This window comes from Streptomyces sp. ISL-96 (genome assembly GCF_018614035.1).
Classification (GTDB): Bacteria; Actinomycetota; Actinomycetes; order Streptomycetales; family Streptomycetaceae; genus Streptomyces.
Map to the genome: position 1 here is coordinate 39,064 of NZ_JAGGPA010000034.1, position 18,494 is coordinate 57,557.

The 18,494-nt window shown below is 69.6% G+C and carries 15 protein-coding genes, 1 pseudogene and 1 riboswitch; of the genes and pseudogenes, 12 read left to right on the forward strand and 4 right to left on the reverse strand.

Going from position 1 to position 18,494, the window contains the following annotated elements:
- Window positions 1-136: 136 nt before the first annotated feature.
- Both whiG and J7E96_RS21700 read left to right on the forward strand, forming a co-directional pair.
- The gene (gene whiG / locus J7E96_RS21695) at window positions 137-973 is read left to right on the forward strand and encodes an RNA polymerase sigma factor WhiG (protein WP_215133329.1); all 837 of its coding nucleotides are present in this window, start codon (window positions 137-139) and stop codon (window positions 971-973) included.
- Window positions 974-1,104: 131 nt separating this feature from the next.
- Complete coding sequence (locus J7E96_RS21700) at window positions 1,105-1,662, forward strand: TetR/AcrR family transcriptional regulator (protein ID WP_215133401.1); 558 nt, start codon at window positions 1,105-1,107, stop codon at window positions 1,660-1,662.
- A 58-nt stretch (window positions 1,663-1,720) separates the two neighbouring features.
- On the opposite strand, the pseudogene J7E96_RS21705 reads toward J7E96_RS21700, so the two are convergent.
- A pseudogene (locus J7E96_RS21705) lies at window positions 1,721-2,236 on the reverse strand (M23 family metallopeptidase); the annotation flags it as partial.
- Between the two features lie 252 nt (window positions 2,237-2,488).
- Here J7E96_RS21705 and rpsB point away from each other — a divergent pair.
- The 10 genes from rpsB to J7E96_RS21755 all read left to right on the forward strand — a co-directional run bounded on the left by rpsB (window position 2,489) and on the right by J7E96_RS21755 (window position 13,447).
- On the forward strand, window positions 2,489-3,424 hold the full coding sequence (gene rpsB / locus J7E96_RS21710; RefSeq protein WP_215133330.1) for a 30S ribosomal protein S2: 936 nt from the start codon (window positions 2,489-2,491) through the stop codon (window positions 3,422-3,424).
- A 101-nt stretch (window positions 3,425-3,525) separates the two neighbouring features.
- Window positions 3,526-4,371: a translation elongation factor Ts gene (tsf, locus tag J7E96_RS21715; RefSeq protein ID WP_215133331.1), complete on the forward strand. Its 846-nt coding sequence runs from the start codon at window positions 3,526-3,528 to the stop codon at window positions 4,369-4,371.
- A 157-nt stretch (window positions 4,372-4,528) separates the two neighbouring features.
- The gene (pyrH, locus tag J7E96_RS21720; RefSeq protein ID WP_215133332.1) at window positions 4,529-5,308 is read left to right on the forward strand and encodes a UMP kinase; all 780 of its coding nucleotides are present in this window, start codon (window positions 4,529-4,531) and stop codon (window positions 5,306-5,308) included.
- A 126-nt stretch (window positions 5,309-5,434) separates the two neighbouring features.
- Window positions 5,435-5,992: a ribosome recycling factor gene (frr, locus tag J7E96_RS21725; protein ID WP_214909381.1), complete on the forward strand. Its 558-nt coding sequence runs from the start codon at window positions 5,435-5,437 to the stop codon at window positions 5,990-5,992.
- Window positions 5,992-6,990, forward strand: a complete 999-nt coding sequence (locus tag J7E96_RS21730) for a phosphatidate cytidylyltransferase (protein ID WP_215133333.1) — start codon at window positions 5,992-5,994, stop codon at window positions 6,988-6,990. The genes frr and J7E96_RS21730 overlap by 1 nt, the downstream gene beginning before the upstream one ends.
- An 895-nt stretch (window positions 6,991-7,885) precedes the next feature.
- On the forward strand, window positions 7,886-8,200 hold the full coding sequence (locus J7E96_RS21735; protein ID WP_215133334.1) for a hypothetical protein: 315 nt from the start codon (window positions 7,886-7,888) through the stop codon (window positions 8,198-8,200).
- A gap of 128 nt (window positions 8,201-8,328) precedes the next feature.
- A complete protein-coding gene (gene rlmN / locus J7E96_RS21740; RefSeq protein WP_215133335.1) occupies window positions 8,329-9,435 on the forward strand; it encodes a 23S rRNA (adenine(2503)-C(2))-methyltransferase RlmN in 1,107 nt (368 codons plus the stop codon).
- A 29-nt stretch (window positions 9,436-9,464) separates the two neighbouring features.
- Window positions 9,465-9,568: riboswitch (TPP riboswitch) on the forward strand.
- Between the two features lie 71 nt (window positions 9,569-9,639).
- Window positions 9,640-10,734, forward strand: a complete 1,095-nt coding sequence (locus J7E96_RS21745; protein ID WP_215133336.1) for a thiamine ABC transporter substrate binding subunit — start codon at window positions 9,640-9,642, stop codon at window positions 10,732-10,734.
- A 44-nt stretch (window positions 10,735-10,778) separates the two neighbouring features.
- A complete protein-coding gene (locus J7E96_RS21750) occupies window positions 10,779-12,413 on the forward strand; it encodes an iron ABC transporter permease (RefSeq protein WP_215133402.1) in 1,635 nt (544 codons plus the stop codon).
- Between the two features lie 5 nt (window positions 12,414-12,418).
- Entirely contained in the window at window positions 12,419-13,447 is a 1,029-nt protein-coding gene (locus J7E96_RS21755; protein ID WP_215133337.1) for an ABC transporter ATP-binding protein, read from the forward strand.
- A 678-nt stretch (window positions 13,448-14,125) separates the two neighbouring features.
- Here J7E96_RS21755 and J7E96_RS21760 read toward each other — a convergent pair.
- From J7E96_RS21760 to J7E96_RS38500, 3 genes are all read right to left on the reverse strand, one after another.
- Entirely contained in the window at window positions 14,126-14,791 is a 666-nt protein-coding gene (locus tag J7E96_RS21760) for a response regulator transcription factor (RefSeq protein WP_215133338.1), read from the reverse strand.
- Entirely contained in the window at window positions 14,785-15,963 is a 1,179-nt protein-coding gene (locus J7E96_RS21765) for a sensor histidine kinase (RefSeq protein ID WP_215133339.1), read from the reverse strand. The genes J7E96_RS21760 and J7E96_RS21765 overlap by 7 nt, the downstream gene beginning before the upstream one ends.
- Window positions 15,964-17,187: 1,224 nt before the next feature.
- Window positions 17,188-18,321, reverse strand: a complete 1,134-nt coding sequence (locus J7E96_RS38500) for an LOG family protein (protein WP_215133340.1) — start codon at window positions 18,319-18,321, stop codon at window positions 17,188-17,190.
- Window positions 18,322-18,494 lie beyond the last annotated feature (173 nt).

The window sequence follows — 18,494 nt, forward strand, 5'->3', positions numbered from 1 at the left end:
CTCACGGCGTTCATCTTGAAGGGGGGCATCCCATATCCTGCGCGGACTGCGACACCTCAGTCACGCTACGCTCACGAGGTTCCCGCCCAGACGCATGATCCCCCCGACGTCACAGCAGAACGGCTCAAGGCAACGCATGCCCCAGCACACCTCCGGGTCTGACCGCGCGGCAGTGCCACACGCGGCGCGTGGCAGCGTGCGGCCCGCCGCACCCTCGTCGCTCGACGAGTTGTGGCGGTCGTACAAGACCACGGGCGACGAGCGGCTGCGGGAGCAGCTGATCCTGCACTACTCGCCGCTGGTGAAGTACGTCGCGGGGCGGGTGAGCGTCGGGCTGCCGCCCAATGTCGAGCAGGCCGACTTCGTCTCCTCCGGGGTCTTCGGGCTCATCGACGCCATTGAGAAGTTCGACATCGAGCGGTCGATCAAGTTCGAGACCTACGCGATCACGCGCATCCGCGGCGCCATGATCGACGAACTGCGGGCGCTGGACTGGATCCCGCGTTCGGTGCGGCAGAAGGCAAAGGCGGTCGAGCGCGCCTACACGACGCTGGAGGCGCAGTTGCGCCGTACGCCCACCGAGAGCGAAGTCGCCTCGGAGATGGGCATCCTGCTCGAAGAACTGCACGCTGTTTTCAGCCAGTTGTCGCTGGCGAACGTCGTCGCCCTGGAGGAGTTGCTGCACGCCGGGGGTGAGGGCGGCGACCGGCTGAGTCTCATGGACACGCTGGAGGACACGCACGCCGACAACCCGGTCGAGGTGGCCGAGGACCGGGAGTTGCGCCGGCTGCTGGCCCGGGCGATCAATACGCTGCCCGAGCGGGAGAAGACCGTGGTCACGCTGTACTACTACGAGGGCCTCACGCTGGCAGAGATCGGCAATGTGCTCGGGGTCACCGAGAGCCGGGTCAGTCAGATCCACACGAAATCGGTCCTCCAGCTGAGGGCGAAGCTGGCCGACGCGGGGCGTTGACCCCGGCGCTGAATCGTCCCTGCCGCGCTCGTTGTGTCGACCGTTGTGTCGTCCGTCGCGTCGTCCATTACGTCGTCATCCGGGCGGCTCATCCGTAGAGTGGGACCGTGCCAAGGATTCGAGCGGCCTCGGTGGCCGAGCACCGGACAATGCAGCGCGGCGCCCTGCTGGACGCCGCCCGCTCCCTGCTGTCCGAAGGCGGTACGGAAGCGCTGACCTTCCCCGCCCTCGCTGAGCGCACCGGGCTCGCCCGGTCGTCCGTGTACGAGTACTTCCGATCGCGGGCCTCTGTGGTCGAGGAGCTGTGCGCGGTCGACTTCCCGGTTTGGGCCGCGGAGGTCGAGAACGCCATGGAGTCGGCCGATACCCCGGCGGGCAAGGTCGAGGCGTATGTACGGGCGCAGCTGGTTCTGGTCGGCGACCGGCGGCACCGGGCCGTGGTCGCGATCTCCGCGAGCGAGCTGGACGCTGGTGCGCGGGAGAAGATCCGCGCTGCGCACGGTGGGCTGGTGACGATGATCGTGGAGGCGCTCGGTGCGCTGGGGAGCGAGCAGCCTCGGCTCGCGGCGATGATGCTCCAGGGGGTTGTCGACGCTGCGGTGCGGCGTATTGAGCTTGGTGCGGCGGAGGATCCGGGCGTGATCGCGGATACGGCTGTGGCGATGGCGCTGCACGGAGTGCAGGGCTGACGGCTCGCGCCTGCGGCGGGCTCTTTCTCCACCCCGCCCCTGCTTCCGGGACGCCGAAGACGGGGAGCAGGCGTGGTGGGGCTCGGTGGAGCAGGTGGTCCGGCAGCAGCGTCAGTGGGTTCAGGTAGGTGTTGCCTCGGAGCAGGCCCCAGTGCAGGCAGGTTGTCGGGCAGTGGGACGGGCCGGGCTGGAGTACGGCCACCACTTGGCCCTCGGATACCTCGTCGCCCTTCGCTACCAGCGCGCGCACCGGTTCGTACGTCGTGCGCAGGGGTGGGTCGCCCGTGTCCGGCAGGGTGATGGACAGGACTCCGCGTCCGGCCACCGGGCCCGCGAAAGAGACCCGGCCGGCGGTCGCCGCCCGTACCGGATCACCCGGCGTGGCCGCCAGGTCTGCGCCGCGGTGGCCCGCCGCGTAGGGGGACGGGGGCGGCTCCCAGGCGCGTAGGACCAGGGGGCGCTCGCCCACCGGCCACACCGCCGCCTCCGGGAGCCGGGTGGACATCGCGGTCATGAGGATCAGTACCAGCGCAGTCATGGGGTGCATGACCGAACGGTCGCGTGATCGGGCGATTCGTGGGGATCATGGCCCCGATCTGTGGATTGGCGGCCGGTTGTGGACATCGCCGTCACCCGGCACCGCATAGGTCCCGTACACTTCTTGTGGCGATCCGGGTCACCGGGTCGACTTCGCACGCCCCGCCACCACGCCCTCTCTGCGGTCGGTGGCCGCGCCGCTCGGTCCCTCGTGGCACGGCGCATGGGGCGTCAGGCGTGACCGCAATCCTGCGGTCGCGGCAAACCGAGTAACTCAAGGAGTACGGCCATGGCCGTCGTCACGATGCGGGAGCTGCTGGAAAGCGGCGTCCACTTCGGTCACCAGACCCGTCGTTGGAACCCGAAGATGAAGCGATTCATCTTCACGGAGCGCAACGGCATCTACATCATTGACCTGCTCCAGTCGCTGTCGTACATCGACCGCGCCTACGAGTTCGTCAAGGAGACCGTCGCCCACGGCGGCTCCATCATGTTCGTCGGCACCAAGAAGCAGGCGCAGGAAGCGATCGCCGAGCAGGCGACGCGCGTGGGCATGCCCTACGTCAACCAGCGCTGGCTCGGCGGCATGCTGACCAACTTCTCCACCGTCTACAAGCGCCTTCAGCGTCTGAAGGAGCTTGAGCAGATCGACTTCGAGGATGTGGCCGCGTCCGGCCTCACCAAGAAGGAGCTCCTGGTCCTCTCCCGCGAGAAGATCAAGCTGGAGAAGACCCTTGGCGGTATCCGCGAGATGTCCAAGGTGCCCAGCGCCGTCTGGATCGTGGACACCAAGAAGGAGCACATCGCCGTCGGTGAGGCGCGCAAGCTCCACATCCCGGTCGTCGCGATCCTCGACACCAACTGTGACCCCGACGAGGTCGACTACAAGATCCCGGGCAACGACGACGCGATCCGCTCCGTCACCCTGCTCACCCGCGTGATCGCCGACGCCGTCGCCGAGGGCCTCATCGCCCGTTCCGGCGCCGCCACTGGCGACCAGAAGCCGGGCGAGAAGGCCGCTGCCGAGCCGCTCGCCGAGTGGGAGCGCGACCTGCTCGAGGGCGACAAGAAGGCTGACGAGGCTGCTCCGGCCGCCGACGCCGCCGCCGCAGAGGCCCCGGCTGCCGCCGAGGCCGAGGCCGAGGAGACGGCTGCCGCTCCGGCCGCCGACGCCGAGAAGGCCGACGAGGCCGCTGCCCCGGCCGCCGAGGCCGAGCAGGCCTGACACCCGTCACGGTTGACGACGGCGGGGGAGGGTGCGACGAGCGCCCGCCCCCGCCGCCACCCGTAGATCTTCGCTTCGACTTCGAGAGAGATTCACAAATCATGGCGAACTACACCGCCGCGGACGTCAAGAAGCTTCGTGAGCTCACCGGCGCCGGCATGATGGACTGCAAGAAGGCGCTCGACGAGTCCGACGGCAACGTCGACAAAGCCGTCGAGGCACTGCGCATCAAGGGCCAGAAGGGCGTCGCCAAGCGCGAAGGCCGTTCTGCCGAGAACGGTGCCGTCGTCTCCCTCATCTCCGAGGACAAGACCTCCGGCGTCCTGCTCGAGCTGAAGTGCGAGACGGACTTCGTCGCCAAGGGTGACAAGTTCCAGGCCGTCGCCAACACGCTCGCCGAGCACGTCGCCAAGACGTCCCCGGCCGATGTCGAGGCGCTGCTGTCCTCCGAGATCGAGCCCGGCAAGACCGTCCAGGCGTACGTCGACGAGGCCAACGCCAACCTCGGCGAGAAGATCGTCCTGGACCGCTTCGCGCAGTTCACCGGCGGTTACGTCGCGGCGTACATGCACCGCACCATGCCCGACCTTCCGCCGCAGGTCGGCGTCCTGGTCGAGCTGGACAAGGAGACCGACGAGGCCGCAGCGATCGCGAAGGATGTCGCTCAGCACATCACCGCGTTCTCGCCGAAGTACCTGAACCGCGACGAGGTCCCGGCGGAGATCGTCGAGAACGAGCGTCGCGTTGCCGAGGCCACCTCCCGCGAGGAGGGCAAGCCCGAGGCCGCCCTGCCGAAGATCGTCGAAGGCCGTGTCAACGGCTTCTTCAAGGACGTCGTCGTGCTCGAGCAGCCGTTCGCCAAGGACAACAAGAAGTCCGTCCAGAAGGTTCTGGACGAGGCCGGCGTCACGCTGAAGCGCTTCGCGCGCATCCGCGTCGGCGGCTGAGTCCGTACGCGATCGACCCAAGACCCCGATAGGGTCTGACGCAGTCGTCCGCGTGCGCGCCGGACGACCGCAGATCTGACGAGGAGGCCATTGCCGTGAGGGAACCGCGAGGATCCACCGGCAATGGCCTTCTTCGTATGTGCACGAGGAGATCTCCATGAAACAGGGCGCGGACGCCAAACAGTCTGCCGACGACACGATCGACAACGGCAAAAAGGTCGGCCGCTTCATGCTGAAGCTGTCCGGTGAGGCGTTCGCCGGCGGTGGAGGGCTCGGCGTCGACCCCGACGTCGTGCACAAGATGGCGCGCGAGATCGCCGCGGTCGTACGCGACGGCGCCGAGATCGCCGTCGTCATCGGCGGCGGCAACTTCTTCCGTGGTGCCGAGCTCCAGCAGCGCGGCATGGACCGGGCGCGCTCGGACTACATGGGCATGCTCGGTACGGTCATGAACTGCCTCGCACTCCAGGACTTCCTGGAGAAGGAGGGCATCGACTCCCGCGTCCAGACCGCCATCACCATGGGCCAGGTCGCGGAGCCGTACATCCCTCTGCGCGCCGTACGCCACCTGGAGAAGGGCCGCGTCGTCATCTTCGGCGCCGGTATGGGCATGCCCTACTTCTCCACGGACACCACCGCCGCACAGCGCGCCCTGGAGATCGACGCCGAGGCCCTGCTCATGGGCAAGAACGGTGTGGACGGTGTCTACGACTCCGACCCCAAGAAGAACCCGGACGCGGTGAAGTTCGACGCGCTGGAGTACGGCGAAGTGCTCGCCCGCGACCTCAAGGTCGCCGACGCCACTGCCATTACCCTCTGCCGCGACAACGCGCTTCCGATCCTTGTCTTCGAGCTGCTGGCCGAGGGCAATATCGCGCGCGCCGTCAAGGGTGAGAAGATCGGCACTCTCGTGAGCGCACAGGGCACCCGGGCCTGATCCGGCAGTGCCCTGTGAGGGGATAGACAAAGCCCTGGCGGTCGGACACCGTTCAGGAGCAAGACGCGGGTTACGCCGGGCCTGAATGCTGAGTTCCGGCCCCACTCAAGACATGCAGGAGCAGTGGTGATCGAAGAAATCCTCCTCGAGGCCGAGGAGAAAATGGAGAAGGCCGTCGTGGTGGCCAAGGAGGACTTCGCCGCGATCCGCACCGGCCGTGCGCACCCGGCGATGTTCAACAAGATCGTGGCCGACTACTACGGTGCGCTGACGCCGATCAACCAGCTCGCCTCGTTCTCGGTCCCCGAGGCGCGCATGGCGATCGTGACGCCGTTCGACAAGAGCGCGCTGCGCAACATCGAGCAGGCGATCCGCGACTCCGACCTGGGCGTCAACCCCAGCAACGACGGCAACATCATCCGGGTGACGTTCCCCGAGCTGACGCAGGACCGCCGCAAGGAGTTCATCAAGGTCGCCAAGACCAAGGCCGAGGACTCCAAGATCTCGATCCGCGCCGTCCGCCGCAAGGCGAAGGAAACCCTCGACAAGCTCGTCAAGGACAAGGAGTCCGGCGAGGACGAGGTCCGCCGTGCGGAGAAGGAGCTCGACGACACCACCGCGAAGTACGCCGCGCAGGTGGACGAGTTGCTGAAGCACAAGGAAGCCGAGCTGCTCGAGGTCTGATGAACGACTCTTCCTGGGGGGCCCCGGCGCGCGGCGGTTACGCCGCCGCGTGGGGACCCTCCGACCAGGGGCCTGCCCCGGCGGGTCCCGCCTACGATGCGCAGCAGGCCGAGCAGACTCGCCCCATGCCCATCGTGCCGCCCGAGGAGCCCATGCCTACCCAGCCGACGCCCCCACAGAAGAAGCGTGCGGGGCGGAATCTGCGTGCCGCCATAGGGGTGGGCCTGGGACTCGGCGCGGTGATCATCGCGTCGCTGTTCATCTGGAAGGCCGCGTTCGTCGGCGTGATAACGGTCGCCGTGGTGGTCGGTCTGTGGGAGCTGACCTCGCGGCTGGAAGAGCGCAAGGGCATCAAGGCTCCGCTGGTGCCGCTCGCGGTCGGCGGCGCGGCGATGATCGTGGCCGGGTACGTCAGGGGCGCGGAGGGCGCGTGGGTCGCCATGGCGCTCACCGCGCTCGCGGTGCTGGTCTGGCGGATGACCGAGTCGCCCGAGGGCTACCTCAAGGACGTTACGGCGGGCATCTTCGCGGCGTTCTACGTACCGTTCCTGGCGACGTTCGTCGCGATGATGCTGGCGGCCGACGACGGTGCGCAGCGGGTGCTCACCTTCCTGCTGCTGACGGTGGTCAGCGACACCGGGGCGTACGCCGTGGGCTGGCGCTTCGGCAAGCACAAACTCGCACCGCGCATCAGCCCCGGGAAGACCCGGGAAGGGCTGGGCGGCGCGGTCGCCTTCGCGATGGCGGCGGGGGCGCTGTGCATGGAGTTCCTCGTACACGGTGGGACGTGGTGGCAGGGACTGGTGATCGGTTTCGTGGTGGCCGCGAGTGCGACGCTCGGTGACCTCGGCGAATCTATGATCAAGCGGGATCTCGGCATCAAGGACATGGGCACGCTGCTCCCGGGCCACGGCGGAATCATGGACCGGCTGGACTCGCTGCTGCCGACGGCTCCGGTGGTCTGGCTGCTGCTGGTGATCTTCGTGGGTACGGGCTGACGCCACGCGGCGGTAGCCGCAAAATTGAGCACAGCGTGTGTGAGGGGTCCGTCGTCCACAGGGCGGCGGGCCCTTTCCGTATGTCTGCGTCACTGGCCGCCTGTGGGCCGTCACGTTTCCCGTTGGGCGGGTAGAAACACAGCGCGTTGCATACCGTGCGCCCGGGCGGACACGTGAGGATCGCCTTCGGTCGGCGTCGGGATGAGTCCAGCCGCCGCCAGTGCGGGCTTCCACTCCTGGATACCGCCGCCAACACCAGGTGAACGCTCGCCCAGGTACGGAAGAGGGCCAGCGGTACGACGTGATCGAGGGTGGCTTCCCGCAGAGCCCTTGAAGGGCGGGATTGGGTGCGCATCGACGTGTGGCGCACCAACAAAGGACTACAGGCGTACTACGAGCGGCAGGGCTTCACGCACGTGCGAACGGAGAGCCCGGAGCATCGACGCTCTGGCTGGCTCGCGCAACGCCCAGTCCACGCACTGGCGTTGCCGCATCAGCGGTTGAGGTCGGTCACGACTCGTGACCGACAGACGAGCGACTTCTAGCATCAGCCAGGCATGGCGCTGCCAATCTGGTTACGCAGTGCAATGAGGGCCGCCCTTCGGGCGGGCGACTTCTTGGGCGTGCCGGCCTCGAACTGCGCACCTCGATGATCTGGGTCGGAGATCTCCTCCAAGCAGCCGATTGATCACGACATCACACCGCGTCGCGGAGCGGCAGCAGCCCGTGGTGGTGACGAGGAACAAGGCGATGGTCTGCCATAGAGCGGATCCGCGATACGGGACTCCGGCGTGAACCCTCCTCCGCCGTTCGGAGCCGGGATTGCCGGTCGCGGAGCACTTTGGCGCGGCTTAGCCTGAGATCAAGGGTCCTTCGAGCAGAAAGGAACCTCAAGATGCATTTCGTCCTGATCGCGACCCACACTCCGGAAATCTGTCCGACCTCCAACGCGACCACGCGCGACCTGTTGCTGAAGACCGCCCCTGACATGCCGAACCTTGCCCAGAAGGCAGGCGTCGACATCGTGGCCGGTCCCTTCGTCAACCGTGAGCACACGATTGTCGCGGTCGTGCAGTCCGACAAGGTCGAGAATGTCGACCGCTTCCTGATGGAGACTCGTATCCCCCACTGGAACCGCGTCCGTGTGCTGCCGTCGCTGACCATGGAAGAAGGTCTCACCGAGGTCCAAGCGCAGACGCCGATCTTCTGACCTTCCGGGCCGGGCCGGGCCCGGGCCGTCCGAGGGTCACCAATGATGACCAATGACACCCATTGACGACCGCTACGGATTGCTTCCCAGGCTTGTCACGACGCGGGGTCTGCGACACTGGTGAGACCATGCCTGTACCTGGAGAACTCACTTTCGTCGCGCCGCGCGGAGCCAAGAAGCCCCCGCGGCACCTCGCCGACCTCACGCCCGCCGAGCGCCGCGAGGCCGTGGCCGCGATCGGTGAGAAGCCGTTCCGCGCCAAGCAGCTTTCGCAGCACTACTTCGCGCGGTACGCGCACGACCCGGCGGAGTGGACCGACATCCCCGCCGGCTCGCGGGAGAAGCTCCAGGCGGAGCTGCTGCCCGAGCTGATGACCGTACTGCGGCATGTCAGCTGCGACGACGACACCACCCGCAAGACCCTGTGGAAGATGCACGACGGGACGCTCGTCGAGTCCGTCCTGATGCGCTACCCGGACCGGGTCACCATGTGCATCTCGTCGCAGGCCGGGTGCGGCATGAACTGTCCGTTCTGCGCCACCGGGCAGGCCGGTCTCGACCGCAACCTGTCGACCGCCGAGATCGTGCACCAGATCGTCGACGGCATGCGCGCGCTGCGCGACGGCGAAGTGCCTGGCGGCCCCGCGCGGCTGTCCAACATCGTCTTCATGGGCATGGGCGAGCCGCTCGCCAACTACAAGCGGGTGGTCGGTGCGATTCGCCGGCTGACCGATCCGGAGCCGGACGGGCTCGGGCTGTCGCAGCGCGGCATCACCGTGTCGACCGTGGGCCTGGTGCCCGCGATGCTGCGCTTCTCCGACGAGGGCTTCAAGTGCCGCCTCGCCGTCTCGCTGCACGCGCCCGACGATGAGCTGCGCGACACCCTCGTGCCGGTCAACACGCGCTGGAAGGTGCGGGAGGTCCTGGACGCGGCATGGGAGTACGCCGAGAAGTCCGGCCGCCGGATCTCCATCGAGTACGCCCTGATCCGTGACATCAACGACCAGGCGTGGCGCGGTGACCTGCTGGGCCGCCTCCTCAAGGGCAAGCGGGTGCACGTCAACCTGATCCCGCTCAACCCGACCCCGGGCTCGAAGTGGACCGCGTCCCGTCCCGAGGACGAGAAGGCGTTCGTCGAGGCGATCGCAGCTCATGGCGTGCCCGTGACCGTACGGGACACCCGTGGCCAGGAGATCGACGGAGCGTGCGGGCAGCTGGCCGCTACGGAGCGATAAGGCCCGTGTAACGTGGGCCGCACATTTACATATTCCGACAGGGGAGCGCCACAGCGCTGAGAGTGCGGTACGCCGCAGACCCTCTGAACCTTGCCCAGGTCATTCTGGGTAGGAAGTTCGGTCTACTCGAGCTGTTGCGCCCTGCCCGTTTTCTGCGGGCAGGGCCGCGTCTCTTCCTGGATGTGCCATCCCAGGAGGAATTCAGTGAGCACCACCAAGAAGTTCGCGGTCACCGCCCTGGCCGCCGCCCTCGGCGTCTCGACGCTCGCGGCGTGCGGGAGCGACAAGGGCGAATCCGCGTCCGGCGACGGCAAGAAGTCCAAGACCGTCACGCTCGTCAGCCACGACTCCTTCAACGCCTCCGACGCCGTACTGAAGGCATTCACCAAGGAAACCGGCTACACGGTCAAGGTCCTCAAGAGCGGGGACGCGGGCGCCGCCCTCAACCAGGAGATCCTGACCAAGGGCTCCCCGCGCGGCGACGTCTTCTTCGGCGTCGACAACACGCTGCTTTCGCGGGCCCTCGACAACGGCATCTTCACGCCGTACGAGGCCAAGGGGCTCAGCGAGGTGCCGGTCGAGCTTCAGCTCGACAAGGGCAAGCACCGCGTCACGCCCGTCGACACCGGCGACATCTGCGTCAACTACGACAAGAAGTACTTCGCCGACAAGAAGCTCGCGCCGCCGAAGTCCTTCGACGACCTGATCAAGCCGGCGTACAAGAACCTCCTCGTCACCGAGAACGCCGCGACCTCGTCGCCCGGCCTCGGCTTCCTGCTCGGCACCGTCGGGCAGTACGGCGACGACGGCTGGCAGGGCTACTGGAAGAAGCTCAGGGCCAATGGCGTCAAGGTCGTGGACGGCTGGGAGCAGGCGTACAACGAGGAGTTCTCGGGCTCCGCGGGCGGTAAGAAGGCGAAGGCCGACCGGCCGCTCGTCGTCTCGTACGCCTCCAGCCCGCCCGTCGAGGTGCTGTACGCCAAGCCGCAGCCCAAGGAGGCGCCGACCGGCGTCGCGACCGGCACCTGCTTCCGGCAGACGGAGTTCGCCGGGCTGCTGAACGGTGCGAAGAACGAGGAGGGCGGCAAGGCGCTCATCGACTTCCTCATCGGGAAGAAGTTCCAGGAGGACATGCCGCTGAACATGTTCGTGAACCCGGTGATCAAGGACGCGAAGCTGCCCGAGCTGTTCACGAAGCACGGCGTGGTCGTCGACAAGCCGCAGACCGTGGCCCCGGACAAGATCGCCGACAACCGTGAGCAGTGGGTCAAGTCGTGGTCCTCGCTCGTCCTGAAGTAATCAAGGCGAAGGCGAAGGCGACCAGAGACGTGCGCGGGAGCGCGGTGCGGTTCGGTCTCCTGACCGTGCCCGTCGCGTTCTTCGCGGCCTTCTTCGCCTATCCCGTGGCCGCGATCGTCGGCCGCGGGCTCAAGGTGGACGGCGTCTGGCAGTTCGGCCGGATCGGTGAGGTGCTCGGCGATCCGCACATCACCGGTGTCCTGTGGTTCACCACCTGGCAGGCGCTCGCCTCGACAGCGCTGACGCTGCTGATCGCCCTTCCGGCGGCGTACGTCTTCGCGCGGCTCGACTTCCCCGGCAAGCAGCTGCTGCGCGCGGTGATCACTGTGCCGTTCGTGCTGCCGACGGTCGTCGTAGGGACGGCGTTCCTGGCGCTGCTCGGGCGGGGCGGGCTGCTGGACGAGGGGTGGGGCGTACGGCTCGACACGACCGTGTGGGCGATCCTGCTCGCCCACGTCTTCTTCAACTACGCAGTGGTCGTACGGACCGTGGGCGGCCTGTGGTCGCAGCTCGACCCGCGCCAGGAAGAGGCCGCGCGGGTGCTCGGCGCGGGGCGGTTCGCCGCCTGGCGGCGGGTGACGCTGCCGGCGCTTGTGCCGGCCGTGGCGGCCGCCGCGCTGATGGTCTTCCTGTTTACGTTCACCTCCTTCGGCATCGTGCAGATCCTCGGCGGGCCCGCCTACTCCACCCTGGAGGTGGAGATCTACCGGCAGACCGCGCAGTTCCTGGACCTGCCGACCGCGGCCGTGCTCACGCTGGTGCAGTTCGCTGCGGTGGGCGCGATCCTCGCCGTACACGCGTGGACCGTACGGCGCAGGGAGAGCGCGCTGAAGCTGGTCGACGCGGCGCAGACCTCGCGGCCGCCGCGCGGGGCCGGGCAGTGGGCGCTGCTCGGTGGGGTGCTGGCGACGGTGGTGCTGTTGATCCTGGTGCCGCTCGGGGTGCTCGTCGAGCGGTCGGTGGACGGGCCCGACGGGTACGGGTTCGGGTACTACCGGGCGCTTCAGTCGGCGGCCGCGAGCGGGGGCACGTTCCTCGTACCGCCGCTGGAGGCGGTGTGGAATTCGCTCCAGTACGCCCTGGTGGCCACCGCCATCGCGCTGGTCGTCGGCGGGCTCGCGGCGGCGGCCCTGACGCGGCGGGCGGGGCGGCTGGTGCGCGGGTTCGACGCGCTGCTGATGCTGCCGCTGGGGGTTTCGGCGGTGACGGTGGGGTTCGGTTTTCTCATCACGCTCGACCGGCCGCCGCTGGATCTGCGGACGTCGTGGATCCTGGTGCCGCTGGCTCAGGCGCTGGTGGGTGTGCCGTTCGTCGTACGGACGATGCTGCCCGTACTGCGGGCGGTCGACGCGCGGCTGCGCGAGGCGGCGGCGGTGCTCGGGGCCTCGCCGCTGCGGGCGTGGCGGGAGGTCGACCTGCCGATGGTGCGGCGGGCGCTGCTGGTCGCCGCCGGGTTCGCGTTCGCCGTATCGCTGGGCGAATTCGGGGCGACCGTCTTCATCGCGCGGCCCGACAATCCGACGCTGCCGGTGGCCGTGGCGCGGCTGCTGGGGCGGGCGGGGGATTTGAACTACGGGCAGGCGATGGCCCTGAGCACGATTTTGATGGTGGTGTGCGCGGTGTCGCTGCTGGTGCTTGAGCGGATGCGGCCCGACCGATCCGGATCCGGGGAGTTCTGATTCTGATGCTGCGGCTGGACGGGGCGACCGTACGGTTCGGGAAGCGGGCGGCGCTCGACTCCGTGGACCTGGAGGTCGCCGACCACGAGATCGTGTGCGTGCTCGGGCCGAGCGGCAGCGGGAAGTCCACGCTGCTGCGGGTGGTCGCGGGGTTGCAGGCGGCGGACGCCGGGCGGGTGCTGCTCGACGGGCGCGACCAGCGCGGGGTGCCGGTGCACCGGCGGGGGGTTGGGCTGATGTTCCAGGATCATCAGCTCTTCCCGCAGCGGGATGTCGGCGGGAACGTCGCCTTCGGGCTGCGGATGCGGGGGCAAGGCAAGGCGGAACAGGCGCGGCGGGTCGGTGAGCTGCTGGAGATGGTCGGCCTGCCGGGCGCGGGGCGGCGCGCGATCAGCACGCTGTCGGGCGGTGAGCAGCAGCGGGTCGCGCTGGCGCGGGCGCTGGCTCCGGAACCGAAGCTGCTGATGCTGGACGAGCCGCTGGGGCAGCTGGACCGGGGCTTGCGTGAGCGGCTTGTCGTGGAGCTGCGTCAGCTTTTCGGGCGGCTGGGTACGACGGTGCTTGCCGTGACGCACGACCAGGGCGAGGCGTTCGCGCTCGCCGACCGGGTGGTGGTCATGCGGGAGGGGCGGATCGCGCAGACCGGTACGCCGCTGGAGGTCTGGCAGCGGCCGGCCTCCGAGTTCGTCGCGCGCTTTCTGGGCTTCGACAATGTGGTGGCGGCGACGGTCAGTGGCGAGGCGGCCGACACGGTGTGGGGCAAGATCCCTGTCCCGGCGGGGACGGCGCAGGGGGAGGCGCGGCTCCTGGTCCGGCCGGCGGGCGTCAGGATGGTTCCGGCCGAGGACGGGCTGCCGTGCGTGGTGACGGGGCGGACTTTCCGGGGCAACCATGTCGCCGTACTGCTGCAGCCGATGGGCGCGCCGCTGCTGGAGGCGGAGTGCGCGCTGCGGGACGCGCCGGAGCTGGGGGCGCGGGTGGGGGTCGCTTTCGCGGCGGAGGAGGTCGTGGTGCTGGCGGAGCCCTCCGAGTAGTGACGCTGATTGTGGGTGGGGCGCTGGTGGGTCGCCGGCGCCGGTCGGTGTGGTCGCGGGTGTGGGGGCTGGGGAGCTGGCGGACCGTACGCGGGGAGCCGCTGTGGCGGCCTGCGCCGGTGACCGGGTGACCCCGGTGACCCGGTCCGGGTGACCCGGCGATCAGAGGGAACACGCGGCGATCAGCGAACCGCTCAAGCGTGACCGTGGTGTCTGACGGTGCCGTCGGCTGTGGGTTTTGCGCCGGGTGGCTCGGCGGCGCCGGTCGCTGCGGCCGGGGAGCCCAGGGACCGTACGCGGGAAGCCGCTGTGGCGGCCTGCGCCGGTGACCGGGTGACCCCGGTGACCCGGTCCGGGTGACCCGGCGATCAGAGGGAACACGCGGCGATCACAGCGAACCGCTCAAGCTCGATCGTGGTGTCTGACGATGCCGTCGGCTGTGAGTTGGTGCCGGTAGTTCGCCGGTGCCCGTCGCTGTGGTCGCGGGTGGCCGGGGAGCTGGTGGAGCGTACGGCGGGGAGCCGCTGTGGTGGTCCCACGGTGGTGACGCGGTGATCAGTGGGGACACGCGGTCGGCGGTGATCCATGCGGGGGCTTCGGGGCGTCGGGCCGGTAGGCGGGGCGGCTCCGCCGTCAGGTGAGCGGGGGCGTTCTGGGGGCTGGTGGCGGGTGGTCCGGTCAGGCTTGCCGGCCCGGCCGGACCATGCCGAGTTCGTACGCCAGGATCACCGCCTGCGCCCTGTCCCTGAGGCTCATCTTCGTGAAGAGGCGGTTGATGTGGGTCTTCACGGTGTGGTCGCTGATCGTCAGCCGGCGAGCGATGTCGGCGTTCGACAGGCCCTGTGCGATCAGCACCAGCACCTCTGCCTCGCGGGCGGTCAGTTCGCCGACCGTGCGTACCGGCTGCGGGGCGGTCCTCGCGCTGATGAACTGCCCGATCAGCCGCTTCGTGATCTCGGGCGAGAGCAGCGCGTTTCCGGCGGCCACCACCCTGACCGCGTGCAGGAGTTCGGGGAACGTCGCGTCCTTGAGGAGGAAGCCTCCGGCACCGGCGGCCAGTGCCTCGTACACGTACTCGTCGAGGCCGAAGGTCGTCAGCATCAGGACCTTCGTCGCGCCGTCCGAGGCGGCCAGGATCTCGCGGGCGGCCTCGATGCCGTTCTTGTGCGGCATGCGGATGTCGAGCAGGGCCAGGTCGGGGCGGGTCTCGGCGGCGACCCGGACCGCCTCCGCGCCGTCCTCGGCCTCGCCGACCACCGCGATGTCGTCCTGGGTGCCGAGCAGGCTCACGAAGCCGGTCCGTACGACCGCCTGATCGTCGGCCACTATCGCCCTGATCACCACGGAAGCTCCCCCTCCACCAGAAATCCGCCGTCCGGGCCCCGGCCCGCACTCAGCCTGCCGCCGACCAGCTCCGCCCTCTCGCGCATTCCGGTCAGGCCGTGGCCGGTCGTGCCGGTGGGGCCCGGTCCGTTGTCGCGTATGCGCAGCGTCAGCCGGTCGGAGCCGTAATCGATCTCCACCACCGTACGGGCGCCGGGCGCGTGCTTGCGCGCGTTGGTCAGCGCCTCCTGGACGATGCGGTACGCCGACAGCTCCCACGCGGCGGGCAGCGCGAGCCGCTCGCCGGTGACCTTGAGCTCCGCCTCGCCGCCCACCGCCCGGTGCTGGTCGAGCAGTTCGGCGAGGTGGTCGAGGGTCGGCTGCGGGGCGGTGAGGGCCGTGGCGTCCACCTGCGGGGTGCGCAGTACGCCGAGGAGGCGGCGCAGCTCGGCCATCGAGGAGCGGGCGGTGGACGCGATCTGCTGGAAGCCCTCGCGGGCGGCGGGAGTCAGGCCCGGCGTGGTGTACGTCGCGCTCTCCGCCTGCACCGCGATCATCGACACCGAGTGGGAGACGATGTCGTGCAACTCGCGGGCGATCGCGGCCCGTTCGGCCTCGGCGGCCTGCTGTCGCTCCATCGCGATCAACTGGGCCTGTGCCAGCGCGCGTTGCTGCCGGGTCTCCTCCCGGGCGCGTACCGCGTCACCCATCGACACGGCTCCGAGGAGCACCACCGACAGCACGAACGCCTCGGCGAAGAGCCCCAGCGAACCGGGGCCGCCGAGGGCGGGCACCGGCAGTCCGTCCTGCCGTGACCAGCCGGCGATGTGCGCCAGATTCACCGCGAGGGAGCCGAGCGTGCCGCCCGCGAGCAGGATCGCCGGGTGGTGGACGCGGTGGCGGCCCAGCGTGTAGAAGCCGACGAGTCCGCTGATGATGGTGCAGATGTAGAGGCTGCTGCCCGCGGCGAAACTGACCAGGCCCGCGGCGACCGTGAGTACGGCGACGGGCGGGCAGGAGCGCCGCCACATCAGCGAGGCGGCGGAGAGCAGTACGCCGATCGCGATCGTCACGGAGCCGGGATAGGCGAACAGTTCGGCGACGGCGAAGGCCGTCAGTGCGCCGCCGGTGATCCACGGGTAGGAGGGGGCGGCGATCCAGGCGAGAAAGCGCTGCCGAGGGGACGAACTCATGCCCCCATTCTTCGGACAGGGCCGGCGGTGTGCGTCACCGCAGGGGTTGAGCCGGCCGCCGGATGTCATGCCACGGGTGGAGAGCGAGGATCGGATTCTCGTTTGACGCGGTGGGTACGGGCGATTTCTAGCGTTGCGCGGTATGAGTGATCTCCGCGTTCCGGTGTACATACCGTCCGTCGGGCGTGAGCGGTACGGGTGGGCCGCCTGCGCGGCCGCCGCGCTCGCGCTCGCCGCCCTTTCGGATCTCGCGCCCCACCGGTTGTGGGGTGTGATCGCGGCCGTCGGCTATGGGCTCGCCGCGGTCACCGCCTCACGGGCCCTCGCCGTGGCCGGTGCGGTGCTGCTGCCGCTCGGCGTCCTCGTCTCCGCCGGGCTCGCACAGCTCGAAGTCGCCGTCGTGGAGCGTTCGGGGCAGCTGCTGGCGGCGACCGGCAGCCCGTACCTCTCAGCGCCCACCGCCGTCGCCGACTTCAACCCGTATCTGCCGGGCATGGCGCTCTTCGGACTGCTCCCCGGTGACAGCCGGTGGTGGATGGGCGCGGTGTTCGTCGGCGCGCTGGTCGCCGTGGGGGGCGCGGGGCGGAGCCGGGGGACGGTATGGCTGATCGCGTGCCCGGTCGTCGCCCTGCCCCTGTGCGTGGGCGGCACCGACCTGCCTGTCGTCGGGCTGATGTGTCTCGGGCTGTGGTTGGCGGGGCGGGGCCGGTCCTGGCAGGCGGGGCTGGTCCTCGGCGCGGTCGCCGCGCTCAAGTGGACGGCCTGGCCCGCGCTGCCGGTCGTCGTCGCTCTTCTCGCCGTACGGCACGGAGCGCGGCCGGCGGCGCGTTTCGCCGCCGTGGCTCTGGGAACCGCGTCGGTCGCCGTCACGCCTTTCGTCCTCGCGGACCCCGCCGGTTTCCACGCGAACGTCGTCGCCTTCCCGCTCGGCCTCGGTACGACGGCCTCGCCCGCGGCCAGCCCGCTGCCCGGCCACCTCCTCGCCGCCTACGTGCCGGGCGGCGCGGTGATCGCCCTGTCACTGCTCGCGGTGAGCGCCCTGCTGCTGGCGGCGTCGCTGTTCGTACGGCCGCCGCTCACCGTCCTCGCCGCCGCGGACCGCCTCGCGCTCGGCCTCGGGCTTGCCATGTCCCTGATGCCGGCCACCCGCTTCGGCTACCTCGTCTACCCGCTGGTGCTCTGGGCGCTGCCCCGGTGCGTCCCGCCTGCGAGCGGCCGGCCGGGCTACTTGGCCGACAGGCGGGCGAGCGCCGCCGGGGCCTCTTCGACGGTGTCGACCAGGGCGATGCGGGACTCCATCGGGCGGTCCTTGGCGAGGGACTGGAGGAGGGGCCAGGTGGGGAGCTTCTCGGTCCAGTGGGCACGGTTGACCAGGACCATGGGGGTCGGCTCGCCGCGCGACTCGTAGTAGTTGGGCGTCGCGTTGTCGAAGATTTCCTGAACCGTGCCGGCCGCGCCGGGCAGGAATACGACGCCGGCGTTGCAGCGTGCGAGGAGGCCGTCCTCGCGGGTGGCGTTGGCGAAATACTTGGCGATGTGGCCGGCGAACGCGTTCGGGGGCTCGTGGCCGTAGAACCAGGTGGGGAGGCCGATGGAGTCGCCGCCGGACGGCCACCGGTCGCGTACGTCGAAGGTGGCGCGGGCCCAGTCCGTGATGGAGGGGGTGAACGACGGGACCTTGGCGAGGAGTTCCAGGGCCTCGTCGAGTACGGCGTCGTTCTGGAAGGGTGCCATGTACGCGCCGAGGTTCGCGGCCTCCATCGCGCCGGGGCCGCCGCCGGTGGCGACGGCCAGGCCGCTGCGGGCGAGCGTACGGCCGAGGCGGGCCGCGCCGGCGTAGGCGCTGGTGCCGCGGGCCATGGCGTGGCCGCCCATGACGCCGACCACGCGGGCGCCGGCGAGGTGTTCGTCGAGGGCGTCGGACACGGCGTCGTCGTGGATGGAGCGGAGCATCGAGGCGAATATGTCGCCGTCGGCCTTGGTGCGCTGGAACCAGGCGTAGGCGAGGGCGTCGGGCGTGGCGTCGTACCCCTGGTCCAGGTGCTGGAAGAGGGAGTCGGGGGTGTAGAGGAGCCCCCGGTACGGGTCGAAGGGCAGGTCGGGGACGGGCGGGAAGACGAGCGCGCCGTCCGCGCGGACCTTGGCGAGGGCGTCGGGGTGCATGGGGCAGCCGAGGAATACGGCGCCGGCGGTGGCGACGGCGAGGAGCTCGGGCGTACGGGCCGTCAGGTCGACGGCCTGGACGCGGTAGCCGTCGAGGGAGCCGCGACGCCCGACGGCTTCGTCGAACTCGGCGAGGGTTTCGATCTCGCGGTCGTGGGCGGGGTCCTTGGCGTCGTGGTCCGTGAGTTGAGGCACGGGGAAGATGCTAGGGGGTTGGTGGCGCGGTGCGGTGCGGTGCCCCGGTTGGTTGGCAGGGGGCCGTGGCGTAGGAGTGCGCGGGGGGACAGTGGCTTCGGGGTCGGTGCCGCGCTGCGGCGTCTCCTCGGGTGCCGAACGTTCGGGTACTCGGTTTTCTTCGGGGTGGTTGC